Annotated in this window: 25 protein-coding genes, 1 tRNA gene, 2 rRNA genes and 1 other annotated feature (1 of these 29 running past the window's edge); of the genes, 26 read left to right on the forward strand and 2 right to left on the reverse strand. The window is 47.8% G+C overall.

The window, feature by feature from the left end; genetic code table 11:
- The first annotated feature begins 101 nt into the window (after nt 1–101).
- The 11 genes from ACR8BL_RS20060 to pssA all read left to right on the forward strand — a co-directional run bounded on the left by ACR8BL_RS20060 (nt 102) and on the right by pssA (nt 13,708).
- Nucleotides 102–177: transfer RNA gene (locus tag ACR8BL_RS20060), tRNA-Ala, on the forward strand.
- A gap of 252 nt (nt 178–429) precedes the next feature.
- Nucleotides 430–3,355 (forward strand): 23S ribosomal RNA (locus tag ACR8BL_RS20065).
- A gap of 95 nt (nt 3,356–3,450) precedes the next feature.
- Nucleotides 3,451–3,567, forward strand: a 5S ribosomal RNA gene (rrf, locus tag ACR8BL_RS20070).
- Nucleotides 3,568–3,779: 212 nt separating this feature from the next.
- Nucleotides 3,780–4,964: a GNAT family N-acetyltransferase gene (locus ACR8BL_RS20075; RefSeq protein ID WP_434749240.1), complete on the forward strand. Its 1,185-nt coding sequence runs from the start codon at nt 3,780–3,782 to the stop codon at nt 4,962–4,964.
- Nucleotides 4,965–5,437: 473 nt separating this feature from the next.
- Nucleotides 5,438–5,899 carry a CtsR family transcriptional regulator gene (locus ACR8BL_RS20080; protein WP_434749241.1) on the forward strand — a complete coding sequence of 154 codons (462 nt, stop codon included), beginning with the start codon at nt 5,438–5,440 and terminating at the stop codon, nt 5,897–5,899.
- A 31-nt stretch (nt 5,900–5,930) separates the two neighbouring features.
- Nucleotides 5,931–6,449 (forward strand): UvrB/UvrC motif-containing protein, encoded by a 519-nt coding sequence (locus ACR8BL_RS20085; protein ID WP_434756416.1) that lies wholly within the window; start codon nt 5,931–5,933, stop codon nt 6,447–6,449.
- A 28-nt stretch (nt 6,450–6,477) separates the two neighbouring features.
- Nucleotides 6,478–7,548, forward strand: a complete 1,071-nt coding sequence (locus ACR8BL_RS20090; RefSeq protein ID WP_434749242.1) for a protein arginine kinase — start codon at nt 6,478–6,480, stop codon at nt 7,546–7,548.
- A gap of 194 nt (nt 7,549–7,742) precedes the next feature.
- On the forward strand, nt 7,743–10,205 hold the full coding sequence (locus ACR8BL_RS20095; RefSeq protein WP_434749243.1) for an ATP-dependent Clp protease ATP-binding subunit: 2,463 nt from the start codon (nt 7,743–7,745) through the stop codon (nt 10,203–10,205).
- A gap of 271 nt (nt 10,206–10,476) precedes the next feature.
- Nucleotides 10,477–11,844 (forward strand): DNA repair protein RadA, encoded by a 1,368-nt coding sequence (radA, locus tag ACR8BL_RS20100; RefSeq protein ID WP_090924698.1) that lies wholly within the window; start codon nt 10,477–10,479, stop codon nt 11,842–11,844.
- Between the two features lie 13 nt (nt 11,845–11,857).
- The gene (disA, locus tag ACR8BL_RS20105; protein ID WP_434749244.1) at nt 11,858–12,934 is read left to right on the forward strand and encodes a DNA integrity scanning diadenylate cyclase DisA; all 1,077 of its coding nucleotides are present in this window, start codon (nt 11,858–11,860) and stop codon (nt 12,932–12,934) included.
- 42 nt (nt 12,935–12,976) lie between these two features.
- Nucleotides 12,977–13,708 (forward strand): CDP-diacylglycerol--serine O-phosphatidyltransferase, encoded by a 732-nt coding sequence (gene pssA / locus ACR8BL_RS20110; protein ID WP_434749245.1) that lies wholly within the window; start codon nt 12,977–12,979, stop codon nt 13,706–13,708.
- 136 nt (nt 13,709–13,844) lie between these two features.
- On the opposite strand, the gene ACR8BL_RS20115 is transcribed toward pssA, so the two are convergent.
- Nucleotides 13,845–14,240 carry a DUF1573 domain-containing protein gene (locus tag ACR8BL_RS20115; protein WP_434749246.1) on the reverse strand — a complete coding sequence of 132 codons (396 nt, stop codon included), beginning with the start codon at nt 14,238–14,240 and terminating at the stop codon, nt 13,845–13,847.
- 172 nt (nt 14,241–14,412) lie between these two features.
- On the opposite strand from ACR8BL_RS20115, the gene ACR8BL_RS20120 reads away from it, so the two are divergent.
- The 4 genes from ACR8BL_RS20120 (at nt 14,413) to gltX (ending at nt 18,262) form a co-directional block, all read left to right on the forward strand.
- Complete coding sequence (locus tag ACR8BL_RS20120) at nt 14,413–15,498, forward strand: PIN/TRAM domain-containing protein (protein ID WP_434749247.1); 1,086 nt, start codon at nt 14,413–14,415, stop codon at nt 15,496–15,498.
- 101 nt (nt 15,499–15,599) lie between these two features.
- The gene (ispD, locus tag ACR8BL_RS20125; protein WP_434749248.1) at nt 15,600–16,292 is read left to right on the forward strand and encodes a 2-C-methyl-D-erythritol 4-phosphate cytidylyltransferase; all 693 of its coding nucleotides are present in this window, start codon (nt 15,600–15,602) and stop codon (nt 16,290–16,292) included.
- Nucleotides 16,289–16,765 (forward strand): 2-C-methyl-D-erythritol 2,4-cyclodiphosphate synthase, encoded by a 477-nt coding sequence (gene ispF / locus ACR8BL_RS20130; RefSeq protein ID WP_434749249.1) that lies wholly within the window; start codon nt 16,289–16,291, stop codon nt 16,763–16,765. The genes ispD and ispF overlap by 4 nt, the downstream gene beginning before the upstream one ends.
- Nucleotides 16,766–16,798: 33 nt before the next feature.
- Nucleotides 16,799–18,262 (forward strand): glutamate--tRNA ligase, encoded by a 1,464-nt coding sequence (gene gltX / locus ACR8BL_RS20135; RefSeq protein WP_434749250.1) that lies wholly within the window; start codon nt 16,799–16,801, stop codon nt 18,260–18,262.
- A gap of 75 nt (nt 18,263–18,337) precedes the next feature.
- On the opposite strand, the gene ACR8BL_RS20140 is transcribed toward gltX, so the two are convergent.
- Nucleotides 18,338–18,595, reverse strand: a complete 258-nt coding sequence (locus ACR8BL_RS20140; RefSeq protein ID WP_434749251.1) for a hypothetical protein — start codon at nt 18,593–18,595, stop codon at nt 18,338–18,340.
- A 154-nt stretch (nt 18,596–18,749) separates the two neighbouring features.
- Here ACR8BL_RS20140 and cysE point away from each other — a divergent pair, with 154 nt between their 5' ends.
- From cysE to rplA, 11 genes are all read left to right on the forward strand, one after another.
- Nucleotides 18,750–19,403 (forward strand): serine O-acetyltransferase, encoded by a 654-nt coding sequence (cysE, locus tag ACR8BL_RS20145; RefSeq protein ID WP_434749252.1) that lies wholly within the window; start codon nt 18,750–18,752, stop codon nt 19,401–19,403.
- A 65-nt stretch (nt 19,404–19,468) separates the two neighbouring features.
- Nucleotides 19,469–20,869, forward strand: a complete 1,401-nt coding sequence (cysS, locus tag ACR8BL_RS20150; protein ID WP_434749253.1) for a cysteine--tRNA ligase — start codon at nt 19,469–19,471, stop codon at nt 20,867–20,869.
- Entirely contained in the window at nt 20,866–21,387 is a 522-nt protein-coding gene (locus ACR8BL_RS20155) for a Mini-ribonuclease 3 (protein WP_434749254.1), read from the forward strand. Before cysS ends, ACR8BL_RS20155 begins: the two co-directional genes overlap by 4 nt.
- A 50-nt stretch (nt 21,388–21,437) precedes the next feature.
- Nucleotides 21,438–22,184, forward strand: a complete 747-nt coding sequence (rlmB, locus tag ACR8BL_RS20160; RefSeq protein ID WP_434749255.1) for a 23S rRNA (guanosine(2251)-2'-O)-methyltransferase RlmB — start codon at nt 21,438–21,440, stop codon at nt 22,182–22,184.
- Nucleotides 22,185–22,189: 5 nt separating this feature from the next.
- Entirely contained in the window at nt 22,190–22,711 is a 522-nt protein-coding gene (locus ACR8BL_RS20165; RefSeq protein ID WP_434749256.1) for an NYN domain-containing protein, read from the forward strand.
- A 171-nt stretch (nt 22,712–22,882) separates the two neighbouring features.
- Entirely contained in the window at nt 22,883–23,527 is a 645-nt protein-coding gene (sigH, locus tag ACR8BL_RS20170) for an RNA polymerase sporulation sigma factor SigH (protein ID WP_024633601.1), read from the forward strand.
- Nucleotides 23,528–23,834: 307 nt separating this feature from the next.
- Nucleotides 23,835–23,984: a 50S ribosomal protein L33 gene (gene rpmG, locus ACR8BL_RS20175; protein ID WP_072735843.1), complete on the forward strand. Its 150-nt coding sequence runs from the start codon at nt 23,835–23,837 to the stop codon at nt 23,982–23,984.
- A 20-nt stretch (nt 23,985–24,004) separates the two neighbouring features.
- On the forward strand, nt 24,005–24,196 hold the full coding sequence (secE, locus tag ACR8BL_RS20180) for a preprotein translocase subunit SecE (RefSeq protein ID WP_024633600.1): 192 nt from the start codon (nt 24,005–24,007) through the stop codon (nt 24,194–24,196).
- Between the two features lie 22 nt (nt 24,197–24,218).
- A complete protein-coding gene (gene nusG / locus ACR8BL_RS20185; RefSeq protein WP_036607165.1) occupies nt 24,219–24,752 on the forward strand; it encodes a transcription termination/antitermination protein NusG in 534 nt (177 codons plus the stop codon).
- Between the two features lie 68 nt (nt 24,753–24,820).
- The gene (rplK, locus tag ACR8BL_RS20190; RefSeq protein ID WP_017692062.1) at nt 24,821–25,246 is read left to right on the forward strand and encodes a 50S ribosomal protein L11; all 426 of its coding nucleotides are present in this window, start codon (nt 24,821–24,823) and stop codon (nt 25,244–25,246) included.
- 94 nt (nt 25,247–25,340) lie between these two features.
- The gene (rplA, locus tag ACR8BL_RS20195) at nt 25,341–26,033 is read left to right on the forward strand and encodes a 50S ribosomal protein L1 (RefSeq protein ID WP_434749257.1); all 693 of its coding nucleotides are present in this window, start codon (nt 25,341–25,343) and stop codon (nt 26,031–26,033) included.
- A gap of 68 nt (nt 26,034–26,101) precedes the next feature.
- Nucleotides 26,102–26,196, forward strand: a sequence feature (ribosomal protein L10 leader region); it runs 52 nt beyond the window's last position.

Here is a 26,196-nt window from a genome sequence, read left to right on the forward strand (position 1 = left end):
GAATCGTCTTCTGCAACGAAGACATTCAAATAAGTAAGTTCATTGAACTTGCAAGCAATACAGAGTTACTAATCCATTTGTTCGGTTTTGATGGAATTTGAGGGGCCATAGCTCAGCTGGGAGAGCGCCTGCCTTGCAAGCAGGAGGTCAGCGGTTCGATCCCGCTTGGCTCCACCAAACAATTTCATCTATTTGTTGTGTTCTTTGAAAACTAGATATCGAAACGAAATAAACGCGAATTAGAACATTCCTTTAGGGATGAATGCTTGTTTCGGTTCAAGTAACCGAATAACAATCATCCTAGCTGATCTTGTGTAAACAAGTGAAGTGTTTATAAGGTAGATTGCTGGAGCGAGTGATCGAAATGGAGCGACTTTTGGCTTTGCGCAAGCAAACCAAGCGGAGCGACAGCTCGAACACGAGCGCAATGGTTAAGCTACTAAGAGCACACGGAGGATGCCTAGGCGCTAGGAGCCGATGAAGGACGTGGCGAACAACGAAACTGCCTCGGGGAGCTGTAAGCAAGCTTTGATCCGGGGATGTCCGAATGGGGAAACCCAGCTGGGGTAATATCCAGTTACTCATAACTGAATACATAGGTTGTGCAGAGGCATACCAAGGGAACTGAAACATCTAAGTACCTTGAGGAAGAGAAAACAATAGTGATTCCGTCAGTAGCGGCGAGCGAACGCGGAGAAGCCCAAACCAAGGAGCTTGCTCTTTGGGGTTGTGGGACGTCTCACATGGAGTTACAAAGGAACCGGTTAAGCGAAGAGGTCTGGAAAGGCCCGCCAAAGAAGGTAAAAGCCCTGTAGTTGAAAGTTGGTTCCCTCCGAGACGGATCCCGAGTAGTGCGGGGCACGTGAAACCCCGTATGAATCCGGCAGGACCATCTGCCAAGGCTAAATACTTCCTAGCGACCGATAGTGAAGCAGTACCGTGAGGGAAAGGTGAAAAGCACCCCGGAAGGGGAGTGAAATAGAACCTGAAACCGTGTGCTTACAAAAAGTCAGAGCCCGTTTTAGGGGTGATGGCGTGCCTTTTGTAGAATGAACCGGCGAGTTACGTTCCCGTGCAAGGTTAAGGTGAAGAGCCGGAGCCGCAGCGAAAGCGAGTCTGAATAGGGCGCCATAGTACGTGGACGTAGACCCGAAACCGGGTGATCTACCCCTGTCCAGGGTGAAGGTGCGGTAACACGCACTGGAGGCCCGAACCCACGCATGTTGAAAAATGCGGGGATGAGGTGGGGGTAGCGGAGAAATTCCAATCGAACTCGGAGATAGCTGGTTCTCCCCGAAATAGCTTTAGGGCTAGCCTCGGAAAACAGAGTCGTGGAGGTAGAGCACTGATTGGGTGCGGGGCCCGCAAGGGTTACCAAGCTCAGTCAAACTCCGAATGCCATAGACTTACTTCCGGGAGTCAGACAGTGAGTGCTAAGATCCATTGTCAAAAGGGAAACAGCCCAGACCATCAGCTAAGGTCCCCAAGTGTGTGTTAAGTGGGAAAGGATGTGGAGTTGCACAGACAACCAGGATGTTGGCTTAGAAGCAGCCACCATTGAAAGAGTGCGTAATAGCTCACTGGTCGAGTGACTCTGCGCCGAAAATGTAACGGGGCTAAACACACCACCGAAGCTATGGCTTGATGCATTGCATCAGGGGTAGGGGAGCGTTGTATAAGGGTTGAAGGTGTACCGTAAGGAGCGCTGGACATTATACAAGTGAGAATGCCGGTATGAGTAACGAAAAGATCAGTGAGAATCTGATCCGCCGAAAGCCTAAGGGTTCCTGAGGAAGGCTCGTCCGCTCAGGGTAAGTCGGGACCTAAGGCGAGGCCGAAAGGCGTAGTCGAAGGACAACAGGTCGAAATTCCTGTACCACCGTAAATCGTTACGAGCAATGGGGGGACGCAGTAGGGTAGTGACGCGGACTGATGGATGTCCGTCTAAGCAGTAAGGCTGATGTGTAGGCAAATCCGCACATTGTAAGGCTGAGCTGTGATGGGGAGCGAAAATTACAGTAGCGAAGGTCATGATCTCACACTGCCAAGAAAAGCCTCTAGCCAGATGAAGGTGCCCGTACCGCAAACCGACACAGGTAGGCGAGAAGAGAATTCTAAGGCGCGCGGAAGAACTCTCGTTAAGGAACTCGGCAAAATGACCCCGTAACTTCGGGAGAAGGGGTGCCCCGGTAGTGTGAATAGCACGAGGGGGCCGCAGTGAAAAGGCCCAAGCGACTGTTTAGCAAAAACACAGGTCTGTGCGAAGCCGTAAGGCGAAGTATACGGGCTGACGCCTGCCCGGTGCTGGAAGGTTAAGGGGAGTGGTTAGGAGTAATCCGAAGCTGTGAACCGAAGCCCCAGTAAACGGCGGCCGTAACTATAACGGTCCTAAGGTAGCGAAATTCCTTGTCAGGTAAATTCTGACCCGCACGAATGGCGTAACGACTTGGGCGCTGTCTCAACGAGAGATCCGGTGAAATTTTAATACCTGTGAAGATGCAGGTTACCCGCGACAAGACGGAAAGACCCCATGGAGCTTTACTGCAGCTTGATATTGAATTTGGGTACGATCTGTACAGGATAGGTGGGAGCCTTAGAAGCATGAGCGCCAGCTTGTGTGGAGGCACCGTTGGGATACCACCCTGATCGTATCTAGGTTCTAACCTGGTGCCCTTAACGGGTACGGGGACAGTGTCAGGTGGGCAGTTTGACTGGGGCGGTCGCCTCCTAAAGAGTAACGGAGGCGCCCAAAGGTTCCCTCAGAATGGTTGGAAATCATTCGAAGAGTGCAAAGGCATAAGGGAGCTTGACTGCGAGACCTACAAGTCGAGCAGGGACGAAAGTCGGGCTTAGTGATCCGGTGGTACCGCATGGAAGGGCCATCGCTCAACGGATAAAAGCTACCCTGGGGATAACAGGCTTATCTCCCCCAAGAGTCCACATCGACGGGGAGGTTTGGCACCTCGATGTCGGCTCATCGCATCCTGGGGCTGAAGTAGGTCCCAAGGGTTGGGCTGTTCGCCCATTAAAGCGGTACGCGAGCTGGGTTCAGAACGTCGTGAGACAGTTCGGTCCCTATCTGTCGTGGGCGTAGGAAATTTGAGAGGAGCTGTCCTTAGTACGAGAGGACCGGGATGGACGTACCGCTGGTGTACCAGTTGTTCCGCCAGGAGCACCGCTGGGTAGCTATGTACGGACGGGATAAGCGCTGAAAGCATCTAAGCGTGAAGCCCCCCTCAAGATGAGATTTCCCAGTATGTAAGACCCCTTGAAGACGACGAGGTAGATAGGCTGGGGGTGGAAGTGCAGCAATGCATGGAGCTGACCAGTACTAATCGGTCGAGGGCTTATCCAATAGCACGTTTGAGTTTGCGTGAGTTTCGTTTCGAATCTAGTTTTCAGAGAACAACACTCTGATGAATGGAAGAAGCTATGCTTCGACCAATCGCGTTTGGTGGCGATGGCGGAGGGGTTCCACACGTACCCATCCCGAACACGACCGTTAAGCCCTCTAGCGCCGATGGTACTTGGACCGCAGGGTCCTGGGAGAGTAGGACGCCGCCAAGCAAAGAACCACTGCCGATGTAATTCGGTGGTGGTTTTTATTTTATATTTTATTACTTAGGAGATGTGAATGTTGCATCTCCTGTTTGACTTTAGGGGAAACCTCTGACACACTCGAATGTATGTAGTAGTATCGCTTAACCTCCTATATAATTTGAACTATTTATTTTCACAAGGATGGACTTACATTACGAGAGAATGAGGTGCAGGATCATATGGAACTTCGTAAATTAACGGCTGGCGATTATGAGGCGTGTATGGCGCTCTCTGAGTATGCTTTTCAGTTTACAATGACAGAGGATCAACTGGAGAGACGGCGAGAGGAATTTTCCAAGCATAATGTATTGGGTGTCTATGCGGATGGACAGGTGGGAGCCAAACTTCAAATTATTCCATTTCAAACGTACATCCACGGACGATCCTTTGAAATGGGTGGAATTGCAGGTGTAGCAACTTGGCCGGAATACAGACGCAAGGGATGGGTAGCGGGTCTGCTAAAATATGCGCTCGAAGAAATGAATCGAAATAAACAGAGTATTTCCTTCCTGCATCCGTTTGCTTTCTCCTTTTATCGAAAATACGGGTGGGAAACCTATGTGGAATATAAGAAATACAAATTGTCTACCTCCGAACTGCCAGCCAAGAAACAAACACCAGGTACGATTAAACGGGGGAATCCCGAGCTTGCTGTATTGAAGCAGGTCTATGAAACGTATGCAGCACGTTATAATGGAAGCTTGAATCGGGATGGCGCTTGGTGGGAGAATTCAGTATATATAAAAAAAGGCAGTAAGCGAGCTGTGTACTATGATGAGGCTGATGTACCTCAAGGTTATGTATTCTACGAGGTTAAGGATAGCAAATTTACCATCGGTGAGATGATTCATCTGAATGAAGAGGCAAGACAAGGGCTTTGGACGTTTATCGCCAATCATGATTCCATGATTAACGAGGTGACTTTACAAGCGCCAGCAAGTGATATGTTAGCGTTTCAACTGGACAATCCACGGATTCAGCAAGAGGTGGTACCTTACTTCATGGCACGGATTGTAAGTGTGGAGCAGTTCATTTCGCAGTATCCTTTTGCAAGTCAGGACTCGCCTGTACAGATTTGGCTTGAAGTCGAAGACGCATATGCTCCTTGGAATGAAGGGGTATGGGAATTAAATGTAGCGATGAACGGAACGGCTTCTATATGGAAAAAGGCCGAATCAGAGCGTGAAGATCAGCATGATCAGCGAATTCGACTCAATATCCAATCGCTCACAGCCGTGTTAATGGGGTATCGCAGACCAGCAGAGATGGCGCAGATCGGTAGAATGGAAGGCTCGGCTACCGCAATTCAAGCGCTGGAGAAGGCTATTCCACACCGTGAAACCTACTTACTTGACTTCTTTTAAGCTTGCAGATATCAAGTCGTATATCATCGATTAGATAAGAAGTGTAATAGTGAGCAATCAGACTTCTCCCGATGCCTGGGAGAGGTTTTTTTGTGTCAGGCGAATATTTCGTGTAAAATCGTAAAAAATGAATAGTGCCCCCACTTGGCAAAACAGTAAAATATGCTATAATGTATATAAAGTCAAAGAAAGTCAAAGTCAACTCAAGGTTAAATGTTTATTATTATACCTACGATATGATTGTTCGACTTTCTTACTGCTCTCTGATGAGAAGTACCGTGTAACGGATACATGTCATTGGAAGATCAAGGGGATATTAAAGGACCTCCGTGCTTCCTATGCTCTCTTGTTTACCACCTGAGGCGGTAAGATTCGCTGTTTCACTAAGTGGTTAAATGGGTGGAGAAGGTGTACTCTGTGGGGGCGTGTGGGTCCTTATTGACTTAACGTTTCAGACAGTGGAGGATGATTGGATGCGTAATATCTCTGATATTATCGAACGATATCTGAAGGGTATTTTGCATGAAAGTCCCGAAGGAATGATTGAAATTCAGCGTAATGATCTGGCGGATCAGTTTTCATGTGTACCTTCCCAGATCAATTATGTCATCAGCACCCGTTTCACTATAGAAAAAGGTTATCTGGTAGAGAGTAAACGTGGCGGCGGTGGATACGTTCGTATACAGCGCATTGAATTACCCGCTCAATCTGCTCTGCACAACCATCTGCATCACAGCATTGGTGAGGAGATTGGACAGACTGCTGCGGAAGGTTTGATCTATCAACTGGAAGAAGCCCGTTTCTTAAGTAAGCGGGAAGCCGGGTTGATGCGTGCGGCTGTGTCGAGAGAGGTTCTTATGGTCAAACTTCCTTACCGGGATCAAATTCGTGCCAGAATGTTGAAGGCGATGCTAATATCTTTGCTCGGTAAATGAAAACTATCGGGATCAAAGGAGGTACATCTATATGCTGTGCCAAGAATGTAATAAACGTCCGGCTACACTTCATTTTACGAAAATTGTAAATGGAGAGAAGACGGAATTTCATATCTGTGAATCATGTGCCCGTGAGAAGGGGGAGATGATTCCTGGAACATCCGGAGGATTTTCCATTCACAATCTGCTGTCCGGATTGCTTGATTTTGATCCGGCAGGCAAAAGTTCAGGTGCTGCACCTGCCAAGGCACTGCAATGTGAAGAATGCGGCATGACTTATGCGCAGTTCAGCAAAGTTGGCCGTTTTGGCTGCAGCTCCTGTTACAAGTACTTTGACAGTCGTCTCGACCCGTTGTTCAAACGAGTGCATGGTAGCACGTCTCATGTGGGCAAAGTTCCTGCCAGAGCGGGTGGACGCATTAAGGTGAAACGACAAATTGCTGATCTGAAGCAAAATCTTCAGCAGAGCATTGCCCAAGAAGAATTCGAAGAGGCAGCTCAAATCCGGGATCAGATTCGTGAACTTGAAAAAGGAATAGCTCAGGAGTAAAGTTTGTCATGAGTAGGAGGGAACCATAATGCCTAATCTGCGTTTTACAGAGAAGGCGCTCAGTGAATGGATGCGCAGTGATGCAACTGATTCAGAGATTGTAATCAGCAGTCGTGTCCGTATCGCACGTAACCTTCAGCATATCCCCTTCCCGATGCTGGCCTCGGGTGAGCAATCGGAAGAGGTGTTGAATAAACTGAGCGAAGTACTTCAGTACGATGACGTACATGCCTTTGGTGATTTTACTACACTTGATCTGATCGATATCGATGAACTCGATAAGCGAGTGTTGGTGGAGAAACATCTAATCAGCCCAAGTCTGGCGAATGAATCTACAAACGGAGCCGTCATTCTTAGTGAAGATGAATCGGTAAGCATTATGATTAATGAAGAGGATCATCTGCGTATCCAGTGCCTCTATCCGGGGTTCCAGGTGAAAGAAGCCTGGGAGAAAGCTTCCGCTATAGATGATGCTTTTGAAGCGCATGTGGATTATGCCTTTGATGATCGCAGGGGTTATCTAACCAGTTGTCCAACAAACGTTGGAACAGGTGTCAGGGCTTCGGTCATGATGCATCTTCCAGCATTGGTCATGACACAGCAGATCGGTCGTATTCTCAGTGCCGTATCCCAGGTGGGGTTAACGGTTCGAGGGATTTACGGAGAGGGCAGTGAGGCAATGGGCAATCTGTTCCAGATTTCCAATCAGATTACACTTGGGCAGACGGAACAAGAAGTGATCGACAATCTGCACAGCGTTGTTTTACAGATGATTGGTCATGAACGTACAGCCAGAGAACGGCTTATTACCGATTCCAGACTACGTATTACAGATCGGGTGATGCGTTCCTACGGAATCTTGTCCCATGCAGCCATTGTAGACACGAAAGAAGCAGCGCAGCGCTTATCTGATATTCGGCTCGGTGTGGATCTTGGATTGCTGGATGGGTTAACCATTCCGGTGATGAATGAGCTGAATGTGATGACGCAGCCAGGATTTTTGCAAAAAACGTTCGGGGATATGCGCACAGATGAGCGTGACATCTACCGGGCACAGTTAATTCGTGATACGATCAAAGCAGCTAAAAGTTCTGGGTAAACATTCCTGGAATACTAACTTCGGTTTCATGCCGCACCTGCGGCTTTTATATAACAAGGCCTCCACTCTCATGGAAGGTACCAATGATTTTAATCGCAGCATGGCTGCCAACAAAATGATATGAAGAATAACGAAGGGTTATCGAGTAGATTAAATTCCCTCGTTTGATCCAAAACCATGGAGGTGCAGGAGATATGATGTTTGGAAGATTTACGGAACGGGCCCAAAAGGTGCTCGCACTCGCGCAGGAAGAAGCTGTCCGTCTCGGTCATAATAACATCGGTACGGAGCATATTTTGCTCGGCCTCATTCGTGAAGGTGAAGGCATTGCTGCCAAAGCACTGATCGGCCTGGGACTCGGATTGGAAAAAATTCAGGATGAAGTAGAAACGCTAATTGGCCGTGGTCAAGAGCAACCTACGAACATTGCATATACGCCGCGCGCGAAAAAAGTAATTGAATTGTCCATGGATGAGGCTCGTAAATTGGGTCACACCTATGTAGGAACAGAACATATTCTTCTCGGATTAATCCGTGAAGGCGAAGGAGTTGCTGCACGTGTGCTCAACAACCTTGGCATCAGTTTGAACAAAGCACGTCAACAAGTACTGCAATTGCTCGGAAGCAGCGAAGCGGTTTCCAGTCATAATGGAACACCTGCCAATGTGAGTACACCAACATTAGATAGTCTGGCTCGCGATCTCACGGCTTACGCCAGAGAAAATAACCTTGACCCGGTCATTGGCCGCAGCAAGGAAATTGAGCGTGTCATTCAGGTGTTGAGCCGTCGTACCAAAAACAACCCTGTATTGATCGGTGAACCGGGTGTAGGTAAAACAGCGATTGCTGAAGGTCTTGCACAGAAAATCATTGCAAATGAAATTCCGGAAACCTTGCGTGACAAACGGGTAATGACGTTGGATATGGGTTCGGTTGTAGCTGGAACCAAATATCGTGGTGAATTCGAGGATCGCCTGAAAAAAATCATGGATGAGATCCGTCAAGCTGGAAACATTGTCTTGTTCATCGATGAGTTGCACACGCTGATTGGTGCCGGTGGTGCGGAGGGTGCAATCGACGCATCAAACATTTTGAAACCAGCTCTGGCTCGTGGAGAATTGCAGTGTATCGGTGCGACCACCCTTGATGAATATCGTAAATACATCGAAAAGGATGCTGCGCTGGAGCGTCGTTTCCAACCGATTACCGTTGATCAACCATCGCCGGAAGAAGCAATCCAAATTTTGCATGGTCTGCGTGATCGTTATGAAGCGCATCACCGTGTGAAAATTACAGATGAAGCGATTGTGCAAGCCGTTAAATTGTCTGATCGTTACATCACTGATCGTTTCCTGCCGGATAAGGCCATTGACTTGATCGATGAAGCTGGATCAAAAGTAAGGCTGAACTCTTACACCATTCCGCCAAACCTGAAACAATTGGAGAGCCGTCTGGAAGATATCCGCAAGGAAAAAGACGCGGCGGTTCAAAGCCAAGAGTTCGAAAAGGCAGCAGCACTTCGTGATACGGAACAGAAAATTCGTGAAGAGCTGGATACCACGAAGAACCAATGGAAAGAAAAACAAGGCCGCACTGATTCCGAAGTAACTCCAGAAGATATCGCTCAAGTGGTAGCCAACTGGACAGGAATTCCGGTGAACAAGCTAAAAGAAGAAGAGACACAGCGTTTGATGAATCTGGAGTCCATTCTTCATGAACGGGTTATCGGACAGGATGAAGCTGTGAAATCCGTCAGCCGTGCCGTTCGCCGTGCACGTGCCGGACTTAAAGATCCGAAACGTCCGATGGGTTCTTTCATCTTCCTTGGTCCTACTGGTGTAGGTAAAACCGAACTGGCTCGTGCACTCGCTGAAGCGATGTTCGGTGATGAAAATGCCGTGATTCGGATTGATATGTCCGAGTATGGAGAGAAACACTCCACATCCAGACTGGTCGGAGCACCTCCAGGATATGTGGGATATGAAGAAGGCGGTCAGTTGACAGAGAAGGTTCGTCGCAAACCGTATTCTGTAGTCCTGTTGGACGAAGTGGAGAAAGCGCACCCTGAGGTCTTCAACATCCTGCTGCAAGTGTTGGAAGATGGGCGTTTGACGGATTCCAAAGGACGTGTTGTGGACTTCCGCAATACGCTGATTATCCTGACATCTAACGTGGGTGCAGAAGCGATCAAACGTAATTCCACTCTTGGCTTCACAGCTGTTGTGGATGCAGGGGCAGATTACGATAACATGAAGGGCAAAGTGATGGATGAGCTGAAGAAAAGCTTCCGTCCTGAGTTCCTGAACCGGATCGATGAGATTATCGTGTTCCACTCACTCGAACAGAAACATATCGCTGAGATTGTTACTCTCATGAGTGAGGAACTACGTAAACGACTCAACGAATACGAAGTTGATTTTGAACTTACAGATAACGCCAAGGACTTCCTGGCCAAAGCTGGCTTTGATCCTGCTTACGGTGCACGCCCACTTCGCCGGGCAATTCAGAAGCATATAGAAGACAAATTGTCTGAAGAACTGCTCACAGGTAATGTTACCAAAGGGGACTCCTTGCTCATTGACGAAGAGAATGGAGCATTGTCTGTAACCAAAAAAGATGCGCCCGTTCTGTCCAATGAGGAGATTGAAACGAAATAAATAGGGTGTGAACAGCTGAATGAAAGCAGCTTATATTCATATTCCGGTCCTTCCTGGCTTCCGCCGGGGAGGATTTTTTCATATGTGCGGGAGTTGTGATTGAATTGTAGCGAGATACACCAGGAACATGTGTAAAGTTTGCGATAATCCTTTACGAAAAATCTCAAACAATGGTAAACTTTTAGTAACCCTGTATGTTAGGGCAACAAGCAAAATTAGTCGAATAATGTAAATGCTGATATAAAATAAAATAATTCATAGGAGTGCTGAAGTGGCCAAAGTTAAAACCAAGTTTCAATGTACGGAATGCGGCTATGAAGCCCCCAAATGGTACGGAAAATGTCCTGGTTGTCAGTCCTGGAATTCAATGATAGAAGAAACCGAAACGGTGGTCAAAACACAAGGGAGAAATTCTCCGCTGTTTGACAGTAAAGATAAACCGCTTCCTATCATAGATATAGATAGCGGTCAGGAGCCGCGTGTACAGACTGGAATCGGAGAACTCAACCGTGTATTGGGCGGCGGCATTGTGCCAGGTTCGCTTGTGTTGGTGGGGGGCGATCCGGGTATCGGAAAATCAACGTTGATGTTACAGACTTCTCACGCATTAACCCACTCCGGGCTGCGTGTGTTATATGTGTCTGGGGAAGAATCCGTGAAGCAAACAAAACTGCGAGCTGACCGGCTCGGTGCACTTTCGCCTGAGCTGTACGTGCTGTGTGAAACCAATATGGAACGAGTGGAGGAAGCGGTGGATCAGATCCAGCCGCATTTTCTTGTCATCGACTCTATTCAAACGGTATATTTGCCCGAAGTTACCAGCGCACCAGGGAGTGTGGCACAGGTAAGGGAATGCACGTCCAGATTCATGCGGATTGCTAAAGGCCGAGGCATTGCAACGGTTCTTGTAGGGCATGTTACCAAAGAAGGTGCCATCGCTGGTCCTCGTATGTTAGAGCATATGGTGGACTGTGTGCTTTATTTTGAAGGTGAACGGCATCATACGTATCGTCTCCTTCGTGCGGTGAAGAACCGTTTTGGTTCCACTAACGAAATTGGCATATTTGAAATGGGAGAAGACGGGCTCCGCGAAGTGGGTAATCCTTCAGAGTTATTTTTATCTGAACGTCCACTCGGAGTAGCCGGTTCTACCGTAGTGGCGAGCATGGAAGGTACACGTCCGATGCTGGTGGAGCTGCAAGCTTTGATTTCGACGACACATTTTCCATCTCCGCGCCGCATGGCAACAGGCATTGATCATCATCGGTTGAATCTGATCATTGCGGTTCTGGAGAAACGGATGGGCATGTTCCTGCAGACACAGGATGCCTATCTGAACGTGGCTGGCGGGGTCAGGCTGGATGAACCGGCCGTCGATCTGGCCGTCGCAGTCAGTATTGCTTCCAGCTTGAGAGATGTACCAACCAAGCCGGATGATGTCATCTTTGGCGAGATTGGCCTAACGGGTGAAGTTCGTGCCGTATCGAGGGCAGAACAACGTGTGAAAGAAGCCGCGAAGCTGGGCTTCAAACGAGTTATTTTACCAGAAAAAAGCTTAAAGGGCTGGAAACATCCTCGCGGGATACAACTGATCGGTGTGAATACCGTGGCAGATGCACTAGCGGTTGCTTTAGATTAGGGGGCATAACAAGATGAAAGATTCAAGCCAACTGGACAATATGAATGATTTGTTAAGGCTGATTGCACCAGGTACACCTTTCCGCGAAGGTCTGGAAAATGTGCTGCGTGCCAAGACGGGCGCACTGCTTGTTGTAGGATACAGCCCTGAAGTGATGGAAGTGGTGGATGGGGGATTTTCGATTAACTGTGATTTCTCCCCAAACTACCTGTACGAGCTTGCCAAAATGGACGGTGCGATTATTTTGAGTGAGGATTTGAAACGGATTTTGTACGCCAATACACAACTAATCCCGGACTCCTCTATCTCTTCTTCAGAGACAGGCATTCGTCACCGGACGGCAGAGCGAGTGGCAAAACAAACCGGCAAGCTGGTCGTATCCATCTCGCAGCGCCGGAATATTATCACCCTGTATCAGGGCACGCTTCGATATTCACTTAAGGAAATCGGAGTAATTCTGACCAAAGCGAATCAGGCGATTCAAACACTCGAAAAGTATAAAGCGGTGCTGAAGCAATCCCTTACAAATCTGAGTGCTTCCGAATTTGAGGAGCTGGTGACGATTCCTGAGGTGGTAAACGTCATTCAGCGTACTGAAATGGTGCTGCGGATCAAAACGGAGATTGAACGATATATTGATGAGCTGGGGAACGAAGGCAGGCTCATTTCCATGCAAATGGAAGAGCTTGTGGGGACAACAGAGGAAGAAGCTTGGCTGCTGTATAAGGACTATGCTCGTGACGATAGTGATGACAAGATTCGTGAAATTATCATGGGATTAAAAAGATTGTCGGACGAGGAGTTGCTTGATGCACATCATATTGTACGATTGCTGGGTTATCCTTCATCAGCGGCGACTTCCGAAGATTCGGTTGCCCCACGTGGTTACCGGGTATTAAATAAGATCCCTCGTCTGCCTAATGTAATTATTCATAACTTGGTGGATCAATTTGAACAGTTACCACATGTCATCATGGCAACAATTGAAGAACTCGATGAGGTAGACGGCATTGGTGAGGTTCGTGCACGCACCATTAAGGAAGGTCTCAAACGTCTGCAGGAGCAAATGTTTATTGACCGACAGATGTAGGAAATCGCCTATAAGGGCTTCTAATGGATGAGGTGAAACAACATGTTAACCAGATTCATTCCAAATCTTTTTACCTTAGGTAATCTGTTTCTTGGTATGCTGGCCATCTTGCTTGCAATTAACGGGAAATACAGCTCGGCTGCAATAATGGTTATCGTTGCGATGTTGCTGGACGGTCTGGACGGAAGGGTAGCAAGGGCGTTGAATGCGCAAAGTGAATTTGGCAAGGAGCTGGATTCTTTATCCGATATGGTGTCTTTTGGTGCAGCACCTGCATTAATTATTTTTATGGTGTCATTTCAGGATGCGATGCCGATCTTTGCCTGGATTGCTACAGCCGCCTTTCCGATCTGCGGTGCAATTCGTTTAGCGAGATTTAACGTGCGCCCAGGAATTCCGGGGTATTTTACAGGTTTGCCGATTCCGGCTGCGGGTGGTGTGCTGGCTACACTTTCCCTGTTTCACAAGGATATTGGACCAATCAGCATGATGATTGCTACGCTGCTGTTGTCTTACCTGATGGTCAGTTCACTGAAATATCCCAATTTCAAAAAAGTCGGACTGCCCCGCAAGGCCATCTGGATTGCCCCGTGGGTTATACTGCTGGCTGTAGCGCTGGCTGTTCTTTTCCCGGATCAGCTCTCCAAGCTGATTTTTATCCCGCTGGTGTTATATGCCTTATATGGCATGAGATACAGTGTGCGAACGGCTGCTTCCCGAAATCGTGCCAAAAAACGCAAGGACAAGAAGTCTTCCCGTTCTTCCGATAATTAAAGAGAGTAGAGTATTTAGCTCCAGCTACGACCAATCATATATAAAAAAGCACGTACATTCCTTAAAAAGGAGCGTACGTGCTTTTTGTTTGGATTGCATTTTTCGATCTATAACCAAGTAACCGAGACAGATATAGCTAAGACAGGTTAAATATCCCCAGCGTTGAACATTTCTGTGATTCGTGATTCACGACTTCTTCCAAGTTAATGTCCAGCAGATTGCAGAGTGCAGACATATAGAACAGGTTTCGCCCCAACTCGGAGCTGATCACCTCTTTGCAATTCTCACACAACTGACCTTCCACATGCGTTTCCAGCAGGCTCTTGGCTTGAGAAATACCACTCTCAGGGGTGTACTGCTGTTTGGTGGCGTGCAGCTCAATGCAGCCGCATTCAGTAATGGCTTTGGACACGGCGCGGTTAACAGAGGCCCCGGCTTGTCCTGTTTTGGACAGTACATCAATCAGGCTGCGATGACGCAGCAACAGTTCGGAAACTTGATCCTGAAAAGCCTGTAAACTTAGCGTACTCATTTTGCCACTCACCTCGGGATATGAATTGAATTCATTATATGCCAATAAAAGTCTTACTTTCAACTGACGAATGTAACATTTCCAAAAACTTCTTGCGAACCGGATTAGCTTTCCCGAAATTGGATCATACTGGATATGAAAATGAAGAATGATTGAGGAGGTGCAGGAACTCATGTGGAGAAAAGGCATTTTAACTTTTACTGGATTGTGCGGCGCATGGTTCGGGTACACGGCTTATCATCTGGCAGGCAAGTCTATTCCCTGGATGGCTGAATGGATTCAGTCGGCAGGATTGCTGGGAGCTGGCGTATCGACACTGCTGGGAGCAGTACTTTTTATGTCCGTATGCACGATCGGCGGTACCATGATGGCAAACAGATTGCATAGCGGTATCGATTCTTTAGCCAGAATACCCATGAATGAGCTTGCTGCTGGGGCGGCAGGTACCTTGGCTGGACTGCTGGTTGCATTACTGATGTATCCTTGCCTTGTCTGGTTGGGAACCGCAGGAGAGGTGCTGCAAGTGGCCCTGACTGTGATTGCCGCGTATTCCGGGTATAGTTTGGCTATGGCCAAGAAAGACGATCTGGCGGCACTCTGGAAGTCGGGACGATGGGGACACCCCGAGGCAGAAGAAGGACGACGGATGGAAGAGCATAAAATTTTGGACACCAGCGTCATTATTGATGGAAGAATTGCAGATATCTGCAAGACCGGGTTCATCGAGGGAACGATTGTTATCCCGGAATTTGTACTGGAAGAGCTGCAGCATATTGCAGACTCATCAGATCTGCTCAAACGTAACCGCGGGCGTCGTGGGCTGGACATTTTGAACAAAATCCAGAAGGAACTTGATGTGCAGGTATTGATCTACGAAGGCGACTTCGAGGAAATTTCCGAGGTGGATAGCAAACTGGTGAAACTCGCCAAAGTGCTTCAGGGCAAGGTTGTTACCAATGATTTTAACCTGAACAAAGTCTGTGAACTTCAAGGGGTATCGGTGCTCAATATCAATGATCTGGCAAACGCGGTTAAGCCGGTTGTGCTGCCGGGAGAAGAGATCATGGTGCAGATTATCAAGGACGGTAAGGAGCATGGACAGGGCGTAGCCTATCTGGATGACGGAACAATGATTGTGGTTGAAGGCGGACGCGAGTATATCGGCATGATGATGGAAGTGCTCGTGACCAGTGTGCTGCAGACGTCGGCGGGACGAATGATTTTTGCCAAGCCGAAACTGTTGGAAAAAGCCCAATAAAGCGGTATGATGGGTAGTGTATCGTTGTACGATGATGGATATCAAATCAGATATGAATTGTCGCCCGGCGATAAACTGACAGACAAGGCAGGGATTGCGGCATGGATAAAGGGTGGGGCGTTGTCATTGTGGCGGCAGGCCGGGGAACCCGCATGGGAACGACCGAGAGCAAACAATTTTTGCTGCTACAGGACAAGCCCGTTTTCATACATACGCTTGAAGTATTTGCGACTCTGGACGAGATCCGTGAGATGATTCTGGTTACAGGTGCCGCAGATGTTGAACGATGCCTGAAATGGGTAAAAGAATATCAGCTGGAATCGCGTGTCCGCGTGATCCCCGGAGGGAAAGAGAGACAGCATTCGGTGCATGAAGGCCTTCGGGCGCTAGGCACGGATTGGGTTCTCGTTCACGACGGGGTGCGTCCTTTTGTGACCCGTGAGCATATCAGAGACTGTATGGCTGTCGCCGCATCGGGCGGGGGGGCTGTGCTGGCTGTGCCGGTGAAGGATACGATCAAACAAGTGAATGCGGAAGGCATCGTTACAGCGACGCCGGATCGCAGTAGTCTGTGGAGCATTCAAACCCCGCAGGCTTTTCGTCTTTCTTCCCTGCTGGAGGCTTACGAGTCCGCGGAACAGGACGGGTTTCTGGGCACGGATGATGCCATGCTGGCTGAACGCCAGGGAATGTCGGTCAAGGTTGTGGAAGGCAGTTATACCAACATCAAACTAACGACACCGGAAGATTTACAGTATGCCGCGTTTTGGCTTGAGGGAGAGAAGAAGCGATGATACGTGTAGGACAAGGATTTGACGTGCATCAGTTGGTGGAAGGTAGACCGTGTATTATTGGCGGAGTAACGATTCCTTATGATAAAGGGCTCCTGGGCCACTCCGACGCAGACGTGTTGCTGCATGCAATCAGTGATGCCATTCTTGGCGCGCTGGCACTTGGAGATATCGGCAAACATTTTCCGGATACCGATCCGGAATTCAAGGATGCCGACAGCCTGAAACTGCTTGAACATGTATGGCAACTTGTGAAGGATCGTGGGTATAAGCTTGGTAATATCGATTCAACGATTATTGCCCAGAAGCCAAAGATGGCACCTTATATCCCGCAGATGGCAGAAGTGATTGCCAAAGCGCTGGAAGCGGATGTAACACAGGTGAACGTGAAGGCAACAACAACAGAACAACTTGGGTTCCCAGGACGGGGAGAGGGAATTGCAGCCCAATCCGTTGTATGCCTTGTACGTGTGTGATATCATCAATCAATTAGAGACGGAGGGGATCATATGAGCACAGAAATTCGGGTGCGCTACGCACCGAGCCCAACGGGACACCTGCATATCGGGAACGCTCGTACGGCGCTGTTTAACTACTTGTATGCCAAACATAATAACGGAAAATTTATCATTCGTATCGAAGATACGGACGTGAAGCGGAATATTGCGGGCGGAGAAGAAAGCCAGCTGAAATACTTGAAATGGCTCGGTATCGAGTGGGATGAAAGTATTGATGTAGGCGGAGAATACGGACCGTACCGTCAGACTGAGCGTCTGGATCTGTATTGTAAATATACGCAGGAACTGCTGGACAAAGGTCTGGCGTATCGTTGCTACTGCACGGAAGAAGAGTTGGAGCAGGAGCGTGAAGAGCAGTCGGCTCGTGGAGAAACCCCGCGATACTCCGGCAAACACCGGGACCTGACACCAGAGCAGATCGAGGCATTCGAGGCAGAAGGCCGCGTGGCGAGCATTCGTTTCCGTGTACCGGCAGACCGCACATATACATTTAACGACATGGTCAAAGGCACAATCTCGTTTAACAGTAAGGAATCAGGCGACTTTGTCATTGTGAAAAAGGATGGCATTCCCACGTACAACTATGCCGTTGCCGTGGATGATCATTTGATGAAGATCTCCCACGTACTGCGTGGAGAGGATCATATCTCCAACACACCGCGTCAGCTGATGATCTATGAAGCGCTTGGATGGGAGCCGCCACAATTTGGTCATATGACACTGATTGTGAACGAAAATCACAAAAAACTGAGCAAGCGCGATGAATCCGTAATTCAGTTTATTGAACAATATGATCAGCTCGGCTATTTGCCAGAAGCGATGTTTAACTTCATCTCCCTGCTTGGCTGGTCGCCGGAAGGAGAAGAAGAAATCTTCTCACAAGAGCAGTTGATCTCCATTTTTGATACCAAACGTCTGTCTAAGAGTCCGGCTGTATTTGACACACACAAGCTGGCGCACTTGAACAACCATTACATCAAAAATGCTGATCCGGCACGGATTGCCGAGATGGCCATTCCGCATCTACAAAAAGCTGGACGTCTTCCTGCGGATCTTTCCACGGAGCAAACAGAATGGGCACATACGCTCGTACATCTCTATCAGGAACAGATGAATTCGGCATCCGATATCGTGGAACTGTCCGAAGTATTCTTCCGTCCAGAAGTTGAACTGGAAAGTGAAGGCGCTGCGGTACTTGCTGAGGAGCAGGTCCCAACCGTACTGAAGGCATTTGCGGATAAGGTGCAGGCGAGTGATGAATTCACGCCTAGTAAAATGGCTGCGCTGATCAAGGAAGTACAGAAGGAGACGGGCTTTAAGGGCAAACAGCTCTTTATGCCAATCCGCGTGGCCTTGACTGGACAGACTCACGGACGTGACCTGAATCAGACGATTGTGCTGTTGGGCAGAGACACTGTAACCCAGCGTTTGCTGGCACGAGTGACAGGCGCGTAAATTCAATTCTGCTGGTTGTCAGTCCCAATGCTTTTCGCTATAATAGCAACACAAGGTTGAATTGTTATAATACGTTCATATAGAACAGCAAAGACCGGGAGAAGTAAGCTGATCCGGACAGATCCAGAGAGGATGGCCCCACGCGTGAGCAGAGAATAGATCTCTCGGCGTGTGGTGGCTGCGAGCCGTCCACTGTCCAGCAGTCTGAAATGCACCCGTGAGCTGCACTGTCGAATCCGGCCCCGCCTCTGTCCACTGGATAGAGGAAAACGTCAGGATAGATGGTGACGACTGGTTCTCGTTACCGAACCGCCAGAGGGCTCTTTTTTTCAAGAATGAGCCAAGCAGAGTGGGACCGCGACTAACGCCTCTGCAGCTTCGTGCTGCAGGGGCGTTTTTTGTTTATGCGAGTGCGCAAGTATACTAACAAGGAACGCGCCGTCCGGCGAACCCGGAGGACGAGAACCTGAACAAGAGGGGAACGAGCATGTTCAAAAAGATCAGATCCGATATTCAGACGGTCTTTGAAAATGATCCGGCCGCCCGGAGTTGGTTTGAAGTCGTATTTACGTATTCAGGGTTGCATGCGATATGGGCCCATCGATTTGCTCACGATCTGTACAGACGAAAATGGTACTCGCTCGCCCGGTTCGTATCACAGGTTAGCCGGTTTATGACAGGGATAGAGATTCATCCTGGAGCTACGATCGGGGAACGTTTGTTTATTGACCACGGTATGGGAGTTGTCATCGGTGAAACCTGCGAGATTGGTGACGATGTTGTAATCTATCAAGGAGTAACTCTTGGTGGAACGGGAAAAGAAAAAGGAAAGAGACACCCGACGATTGGTAATAATGTGGTTATCTCATCCGGAGCCAAGGTGTTGGGGTCATTTCGAGTTGGGGATCAGAGCAACATTGGCGCGAACTCGGTTGTACTGAAAGAAGTTCCCGCCAATAGCACGGTGGTGGGCATTCCAGGCAGAATCGTCAAGCAGGATGGACGGCGGGTGGATCGTCTGAATCAACAATTGCCCGACCCGGTCATCGACTCTTTGCGCAGCATGCAGCGTGAGATTGAACGGCTGCAGGAGGAAGTGCGTACTTTGCAAAATACACGTGAATCTGAGAAATGCACCTAACTCCATCCGTTAACATACACCATGAAATCAAGTAAAAGTAGTTTAGGACGAAAGGAAAAGTGACTATGACGCTTCATATTTATAATACGATGAGTCGCACCAAAGAGGAGTTTGTTCCACAAGAGTCCGGCAAAGTGAAAATGTACGTATGCGGACCAACGGTTTATGACTATATTCATATCGGTAATGCACGTCCAGTGATCTTTTTCGACACGGTTCGTGGATATCTGGAGCAGATTGGACACGAAGTGAATTATGTCGTGAACTTTACCGATGTGGATGACAAACTGATTCGCAAAGCGGAGCAGCTTGGCACGGACGTACCGCATGTGGCTGAGAAGTTTATTGCCGCTTATTACGCGGACCTGGAAGGGTTGGGTATTCCTAAAGCCAGCAGCAATCCACGGGTAACAGAGAACATGCCGTTAATTATTGATTTTATCCGTGAACTGGTTGAAAAAGGTTTTGCTTATGAAAATGGCGGTGATGTATATTATCGAACAGGAAAGTTCGAAAAATACGGTCAATTGTCGAAACAGAACTTGCAAGAGTTGCAATTTGGTATTCGAATCGGCGTAGATGAGCGGAAGGAACACCCGGAAGATTTTGTGCTCTGGAAAGCAGCAAAACCAGGCGAGATCTTCTGGTCTAGCCCATGGGGAGACGGCCGTCCTGGATGGCATATCGAGTGCTCTGCAATGGCAAGAGAATACCTGGGTGACACGCTGGATATTCACGGGGGTGGACAGGATCTTCAGTTCCCTCACCATGAATGCGAATGCGCACAGTCCGAGGCAATCACAGGTGCACCTTTGGCTAATTACTGGATGCATAACGGTTTTATTCGCATCGATAACGAGAAAATGTCGAAATCCCTCGGTAACGGCGTTCTGGTAAAAGACCTGCGTGATCAGTACAAACGTGAAGCGATTCGTTACTTTATGCTGTCCACCCACTATCGTAACCCGCTCAATTTTACGGAAGATACGATGGAACAGGCTCAGAACAGTGTGGATCGGATTGCCAATGCGGTAGGTAACCTCAAACATCGCCTGGGTGCTGTGTCTGTCAATCAGGAGGTCACACCGGAGTTCTCTGCAAGACTAGACCAAATTCGGCAGCAGTATCATGAAAAAATGAAGGATGACTTCAACACGCCTGATGCAATCACTGCATTGTTCGAATGGGCTGCGGAAGCAAATCAGTTGTTGCAGCAGGATGTGGTGAATGCCGCTGAGATTCATGCGTTGCTGGAACTGTTCACTGAACTGAATGCTGTGCTTCGAATCTATACGGACATTGAACCGGAGCTTCTGGATGAGGACATTGAACGTCTTATCCAAGAGCGTGTGGAAGCACGCAAATCCAAAAATTGGGCTCGTGCGGACGAGATTCGTGATGAATTGTCGGCTCAGGGAATCCTGCTTGAGGATACTGCGCAGGGCATGAGATGGCGGCGTAAATGAGTGAAGAAAAAGAGAATATTTTACCTGAATCTGTCGAACAGGTTGAACGGGCTGAGGGGACTGAAGCGAAAAATCAGGCGAGTGTTTCGGAAGGTGGATGGTTTCCTTATCCTCCTTCCAGACCTGCAAGGCTGATTCCGCCGATCGCTCTGGCTTACATTGGCGATGCGGTATATGAGGTTGCCGTGAGGCAATATCTGTTATCCAAAGCAAACATGCGCCCCAATCATTTACACCGTAGTGCAACTAAACTGGTATCTGCCAAAGCACAAAGCCGCATACTGACAAGTATTGAGGCTGAACTGACAGAAGAAGAACAGGATGTTGTACGGTCAGGGCGGAATGCCAAATCTGGCAGTGTTCCGAAAAATGCTGATGTGCTGGAGTATAGACATGCAACGGCGTTTGAATGTCTGATCGGCTACTTGTACAGCAGCAGTCAGCACGAACGAATGATTCAACTGATCGCGATTGGTATTGAGCAGGCGGAACAGGCATCTGCTTCAACGTTGAAATAGCCTCGGCGATTAACATATATAATAAGCAATACAGAGAGGAACGAAGAAAGATGGAAGAAGAATGGATTGCCGGGAAACACTCCGTAACGGAGGCACTGCGATCAGGCAGGACTATTAATAAAATATGGATCGCCGATACCGCGCAGAAACATTTGACGCAACCGATCATTGCAGAGGCCAAAAAACAGGGGATTGTCATTCAGCATGTGGACAAGCGTAAGCTAGATCAGACGGTTCCGGGTATACAGCATCAAGGTGTGGTTGCTCAGGCGGCACCTTATGCCTATGCTGAGGTTGAAGATATTTTGGAAATAGCCAAATCCAAAAATGAACAGCCCTTTTTAATTTTGCTTGATGAGATTGAAGATCCTCATAATCTCGGTTCCATTTTGCGTACAGCGGACTGCACAGGAGCCCACGGTGTCATCGTTCCTAAACGTCGCTCAGCATCGGTAACTGCAACAGTGTCCAAAACATCAGCAGGTGCAGCGGAGTATGTACCCGTTGCTCGCGTAAGTAATCTGGCGCAGACGATCGATCGTCTCAAAGAAGAGGGCGTGTGGGTTGTAGGTACAGATGTCACCGCGCGTGAAGGCGTGTTTGGTAATGGTGTATTCTCAGGGCCGGTTGCACTCGTGATCGGGAATGAGAACAAAGGCATGGGCCGTCTTATTCGTGAAAAATGTGATGTGCTGGTTAAATTACCGATGCAAGGCCAGATTAATTCCCTGAATGCTTCCGTGGCAGCGGGTGTTGTCATGTACGAGGTGCTTCGCTCCCGCCAAGCGCAGGACTAGATGTTATGGCTGACTCCCGTGATGTGCTTCTTGTAGACGGGTATAATATGATCGGTGACTGGCCGGAATTATCGAAGTTGGCTGAAAACGGGCTTGAAGAGGCTCGGAACAGGCTTCTCTTTCGCCTGGCAGACTATCAGGCTTTTTCCGGTCGGCGCGTCATTGTTGTGTTTGACGCATACCTTGTGCCAGGACTCGGCAAATCCTTTACTCAGAGTAAAGTTCAGATTTATTTTACAAAGGAAAAAGAGACGGCAGATGAATGCATCGAAAGGCTCGTTCGGGAACTAAGCATGCGAAGACGCCAAATCTATGTGGCTACAAGCGATATGGTGGAGCAACATGTTATCTTTGGACAGGGAGCGCTGCGCATATCTGCCAGAGAGCTGCTGATTGAAGTAGAGCAGAATGAAAAAGAGTTACAACAGCGACTTGCTGAAGATCAGGCTAAGTCAACACGTAATACAATCGGGGGGAAATTAAGTCCGGATGTATTGCAACAGTTTGAACGCTGGAGACGAGGCTGACAGTGGGTTTTTACAATAGTTTCAATATTGAAACTATTGACAATTATGTTATAGGTGTTCTTTTTTAGGCATAGCGTGGTTGACGGTGGCAGGTACCATCATATATACTGATCGTATATTTCATAGAGTAGAGTAACGGGGTACCTTGCGTTGCAGCCGGAGGGATTGTCTGTGAGTGTCGACCTCAAAGATATCATGTTATCCAAGTATGATTACCAAAGTGACGAAGACATTGTCGAAGCGGTCCGTGAAGGCGAAAGCGAAGCGCTGGAGTTTTTGATCAACAAGTATCGCAACTTTGTACGCGCCAAGGCAAGATCTTATTTTTTGATCGGAGCTGACCGGGAAGATATTATTCAAGAAGGAATGATTGGCCTTTACAAATCCATTCGTGATTTCAAAGGAGACAAGCTTGCTTCTTTCAAGGCATTTGCCGAACTGTGCATTACCAGACAGATTATTACGGCAATCAAGACAGCTACACGTCAGAAGCATATTCCTCTTAATTCTTATGTATCTCTGGACAAGCCCATTTATGATGAAGAGTCTGATCGTACGTTACTCGATGTGATTTGTGGAACTCAGGTCAGTGATCCAGAAGAATTGATTATTAACCAGGAAGAGTTTGTGGGACTGGAAGATAAGATGTCTGAGATTTTGAGTGACCTGGAACGTAAAGTGCTGATGTTGTACCTTGACGGGAGATCTTATCAGGAAATTGCAGTGGATCTGGATCGTCATGTGAAGTCTATCGATAATGCATTGCAGCGTGTGAAGCGCAAACTTGAGAAATACCTGGAAGTTCGAGATAATTGAACAAAGGTTGTTGTCGTTGATGGAAAAGGCTCGGTGTTTGAGTCTTTTTTTATTGTCTGAAGTTTATATTGTTAAGGATTGATAAATACTAGTAATCGCTCGGTTCATGCCGGAGCAGTGAAAAAATCAGAGATGAGAGATACGGCGCGTTTTGTGCGGAATTAATACCCAACGATGAAAGCTTATTCTTTCATTGACATGCTTATACCCTTGTGATAAAGTGTTTTAGGTAGGCCTATTTTACGGCTTTTTTAGGATCAATTTAGAGACTCTGCTTCAATGTGGAAGTCTTCGGGAGGTGTACATCATGCGGGTAATTATTACTTTGGCTTGTACTAACTGCAAACAAAGAAATTACACTACGACAAAAAACAAGCGTAATCACCCCGACCGCATGGAGATGAAGAAATTTTGCAAGTTTTGTAACGAGCAGACTTCTCATCGCGAAACCAGATAGTTTTTGGAGGTGTAGTCGGCGTGAAACGTAGTTTCAAATCTCTGATTTCCTTTTTCTCTGAAAGCTGGGCTGAACTTAAAAAGGTTCGCTGGCCTAATCGTAAAGAGCTGACGAACTACACGTTAATCGTACTTGGTACTGTTGTGGTTATGACGCTGTTTTTTTGGGTCGTAGATATCGGCATCTCCGCTGTGATCGAAGCGATTATTTAAGAAGGGTCCCAGGTGGCTTGATATGGAAAAAAGATGGTACGTCGTTCATACCTATTCAGGGTATGAAAATAAGGTCAAAGCCAATTTGGAAAAACGCGTAGAGTCCATGGGCATGGAAGACAAGATTTTCCGCGTTCTTGTTCCGATGGAAGAAGAAGTGGTAAACAAAGACGGTAAGAAAAAGACCGTTATGCGTAAAGTTTACCCCGGTTATGTCTTGGTCGAAATGGTTCAGACGGATGATTCTTGGTATGTTGTTCGCAATACACCGGGTGTTACCGGCTTTGTCGGTTCGACAGGTTCCGGTTCTAAACCAACAGCCTTGTTGCCAGAAGAAGTGGAACAAATTCTGAAGCACATGGGTATGGTTGAACCTAAGCCTAAAATTGAATTCGATATTAAGGAATCCGTACGAATCAAAGTCGGTCCTTTTGCGAATTTTGTGGGCTCCGTGGAAGAGATTTTGGTAGAAAAAAGCAAGTTGAAAGTACACGTTAACATGTTTGGACGGGAAACGCCGCTTGAGTTGGAATATACACAAGTGGAGAAGATATAGTTTCTTCAAGTTTCTTGTGGGAGGGCTGCGAGGCCCGTTAACCACTATTTTGCAAGGAGGTGTCAATCATGGCAAAAAAGGTAATCAAAATGGTAAAACTGCAGATTCCAGCAGGTAAAGCAAATCCAGCACCACCAGTAGGTCCGGCATTGGGTCAAGCAGGTGTCAACATCATGGCATTCTGTAAAGAATTCAACGCTCGTACAGCTGATCAAGCGGGATTGATCATTCCAGTTGAAATCTCTGTATTCGAAGATCGCTCCTTTACATTCATCACTAAAACTCCACCTGCAGCAGTTCTGTTGAAAGTGGCAGCTAAAGTTGAAAAAGGATCCGGCGAGCCGAATAAGAAAAAAGTTGCTACCGTTAAACGTGACGCGGTACGTCAAATCGCGGAAACAAAAATGCCTGACCTGAATGCAGCAGACGTTGAGTCCGCAATGCGTATGGTCGAAGGTACTGCCCGCAGCATGGGTATCACCATCGAAGACTAATTTTCACACGAAACATGGCTTCGTAAAGCCGGCCGATTCGCGGCCGGTCAATGTGGGAGGTATATCCGCTAAAACCACAAAGGAGGAATAAAACATGGCTAAACACGGTAAAAAATACCTGGAAGCTGCTAAGCTGATCGATAGCGAAGCAACTTACGAGCCTTCAGAAGCTGTAGAGCTTGTGAAAAAGGCAGCTACTGCAAAATTCGATGAGACTATCGAAGCAGCAGTTCGTTTGGGTGTAGACCCTCGTAAGCAAGACCAGGCGGTACGTGGTGTTGTTGTCTTGCCACACGGCACAGGTAAAACACAACGCGTATTGGTATTTGCAAAAGGTGACAAAGCGAAAGAAGCGGAAGCGGCTGGCGCGGATTATGTTGGTGATGCAGACATGATCAACAAAATCCAACAAGGCTGGTTCGAATTCGACGTCTGCGTAGCGACACCAGATATGATGAGTGAAGTAGGTAAATTGGGCCGTCTGCTCGGCGGTAAAGGCCTGATGCCTAACCCTAAAGCCGGAACGGTAACTTTCGATGTAACTAAGGCTGTTCAAGAAATCAAAGCCGGTAAAATCGAATATCGTCTGGATCGTGCAGGTCAAATTCATGCACCGATCGGTAAAGCTTCTTTCTCTTCCGAGCAACTGAATGAGAACCTCAAAGCTCTCATGGACGCTCTGAACCGTGCTAAACCGGCGGCAGCTAAAGGTGTTTATCTGAAGAATGTAAGTCTTTCTTCTACGATGGGCCCTGGTGCACGCGTGAACGCAGCATCTTTTAGATAAAATATTCTTGACAGGTTCGTCCTGTTTTGATATTCTATAAAAGTTGTGAGTCCGAGTGACTGACCGTTGACATTTGAATATGCTTGCCGTAGACAGTAGGTGCCATCCGGCTTAATTTCCTACCGAGGTGTGATTATACAACTTGAACGATGCAAATCGGATG

This window comes from Paenibacillus amylolyticus (assembly GCF_051136285.1).
In the GTDB taxonomy this organism is placed as follows: Bacteria; Bacillota; Bacilli; order Paenibacillales; family Paenibacillaceae; genus Paenibacillus; species Paenibacillus amylolyticus_F.

Excerpts from the sequence above, each read along its gene's own strand:
- ACR8BL_RS20075 (WP_434749240.1), top strand. The coding sequence starts at position 3,780 with ATGGAACTTCGTAAATTAACGGCTGGCGATTATGAGGCGTGTATGGCG.
- ACR8BL_RS20080 (WP_434749241.1), top strand. The coding sequence starts at position 5,438 with ATGCGTAATATCTCTGATATTATCGAACGATATCTGAAGGGTATTTTG.
- ACR8BL_RS20085 (WP_434756416.1), top strand. The coding sequence starts at position 5,931 with ATGCTGTGCCAAGAATGTAATAAACGTCCGGCTACACTTCATTTTACG.
- ACR8BL_RS20090 (WP_434749242.1), top strand. The coding sequence starts at position 6,478 with ATGCCTAATCTGCGTTTTACAGAGAAGGCGCTCAGTGAATGGATGCGC.
- ACR8BL_RS20095 (WP_434749243.1), top strand. The coding sequence starts at position 7,743 with ATGATGTTTGGAAGATTTACGGAACGGGCCCAAAAGGTGCTCGCACTC.
- disA (WP_434749244.1), top strand. The coding sequence starts at position 11,858 with ATGAAAGATTCAAGCCAACTGGACAATATGAATGATTTGTTAAGGCTG.
- pssA (WP_434749245.1), top strand. The coding sequence starts at position 12,977 with ATGTTAACCAGATTCATTCCAAATCTTTTTACCTTAGGTAATCTGTTT.
- ACR8BL_RS20115 (WP_434749246.1), bottom strand. The coding sequence starts at position 14,240 with ATGAGTACGCTAAGTTTACAGGCTTTTCAGGATCAAGTTTCCGAACTG.
- ACR8BL_RS20120 (WP_434749247.1), top strand. The coding sequence starts at position 14,413 with ATGTGGAGAAAAGGCATTTTAACTTTTACTGGATTGTGCGGCGCATGG.
- ispD (WP_434749248.1), top strand. The coding sequence starts at position 15,600 with ATGGATAAAGGGTGGGGCGTTGTCATTGTGGCGGCAGGCCGGGGAACC.
- ispF (WP_434749249.1), top strand. The coding sequence starts at position 16,289 with ATGATACGTGTAGGACAAGGATTTGACGTGCATCAGTTGGTGGAAGGT.
- gltX (WP_434749250.1), top strand. The coding sequence starts at position 16,799 with ATGAGCACAGAAATTCGGGTGCGCTACGCACCGAGCCCAACGGGACAC.
- cysE (WP_434749252.1), top strand. The coding sequence starts at position 18,750 with ATGTTCAAAAAGATCAGATCCGATATTCAGACGGTCTTTGAAAATGAT.
- cysS (WP_434749253.1), top strand. The coding sequence starts at position 19,469 with ATGACGCTTCATATTTATAATACGATGAGTCGCACCAAAGAGGAGTTT.
- ACR8BL_RS20155 (WP_434749254.1), top strand. The coding sequence starts at position 20,866 with ATGAGTGAAGAAAAAGAGAATATTTTACCTGAATCTGTCGAACAGGTT.
- rlmB (WP_434749255.1), top strand. The coding sequence starts at position 21,438 with ATGGAAGAAGAATGGATTGCCGGGAAACACTCCGTAACGGAGGCACTG.
- ACR8BL_RS20165 (WP_434749256.1), top strand. The coding sequence starts at position 22,190 with ATGGCTGACTCCCGTGATGTGCTTCTTGTAGACGGGTATAATATGATC.
- rpmG (WP_072735843.1), top strand. The coding sequence starts at position 23,835 with ATGCGGGTAATTATTACTTTGGCTTGTACTAACTGCAAACAAAGAAAT.
- nusG (WP_036607165.1), top strand. The coding sequence starts at position 24,219 with ATGGAAAAAAGATGGTACGTCGTTCATACCTATTCAGGGTATGAAAAT.
- rplK (WP_017692062.1), top strand. The coding sequence starts at position 24,821 with ATGGCAAAAAAGGTAATCAAAATGGTAAAACTGCAGATTCCAGCAGGT.
- rplA (WP_434749257.1), top strand. The coding sequence starts at position 25,341 with ATGGCTAAACACGGTAAAAAATACCTGGAAGCTGCTAAGCTGATCGAT.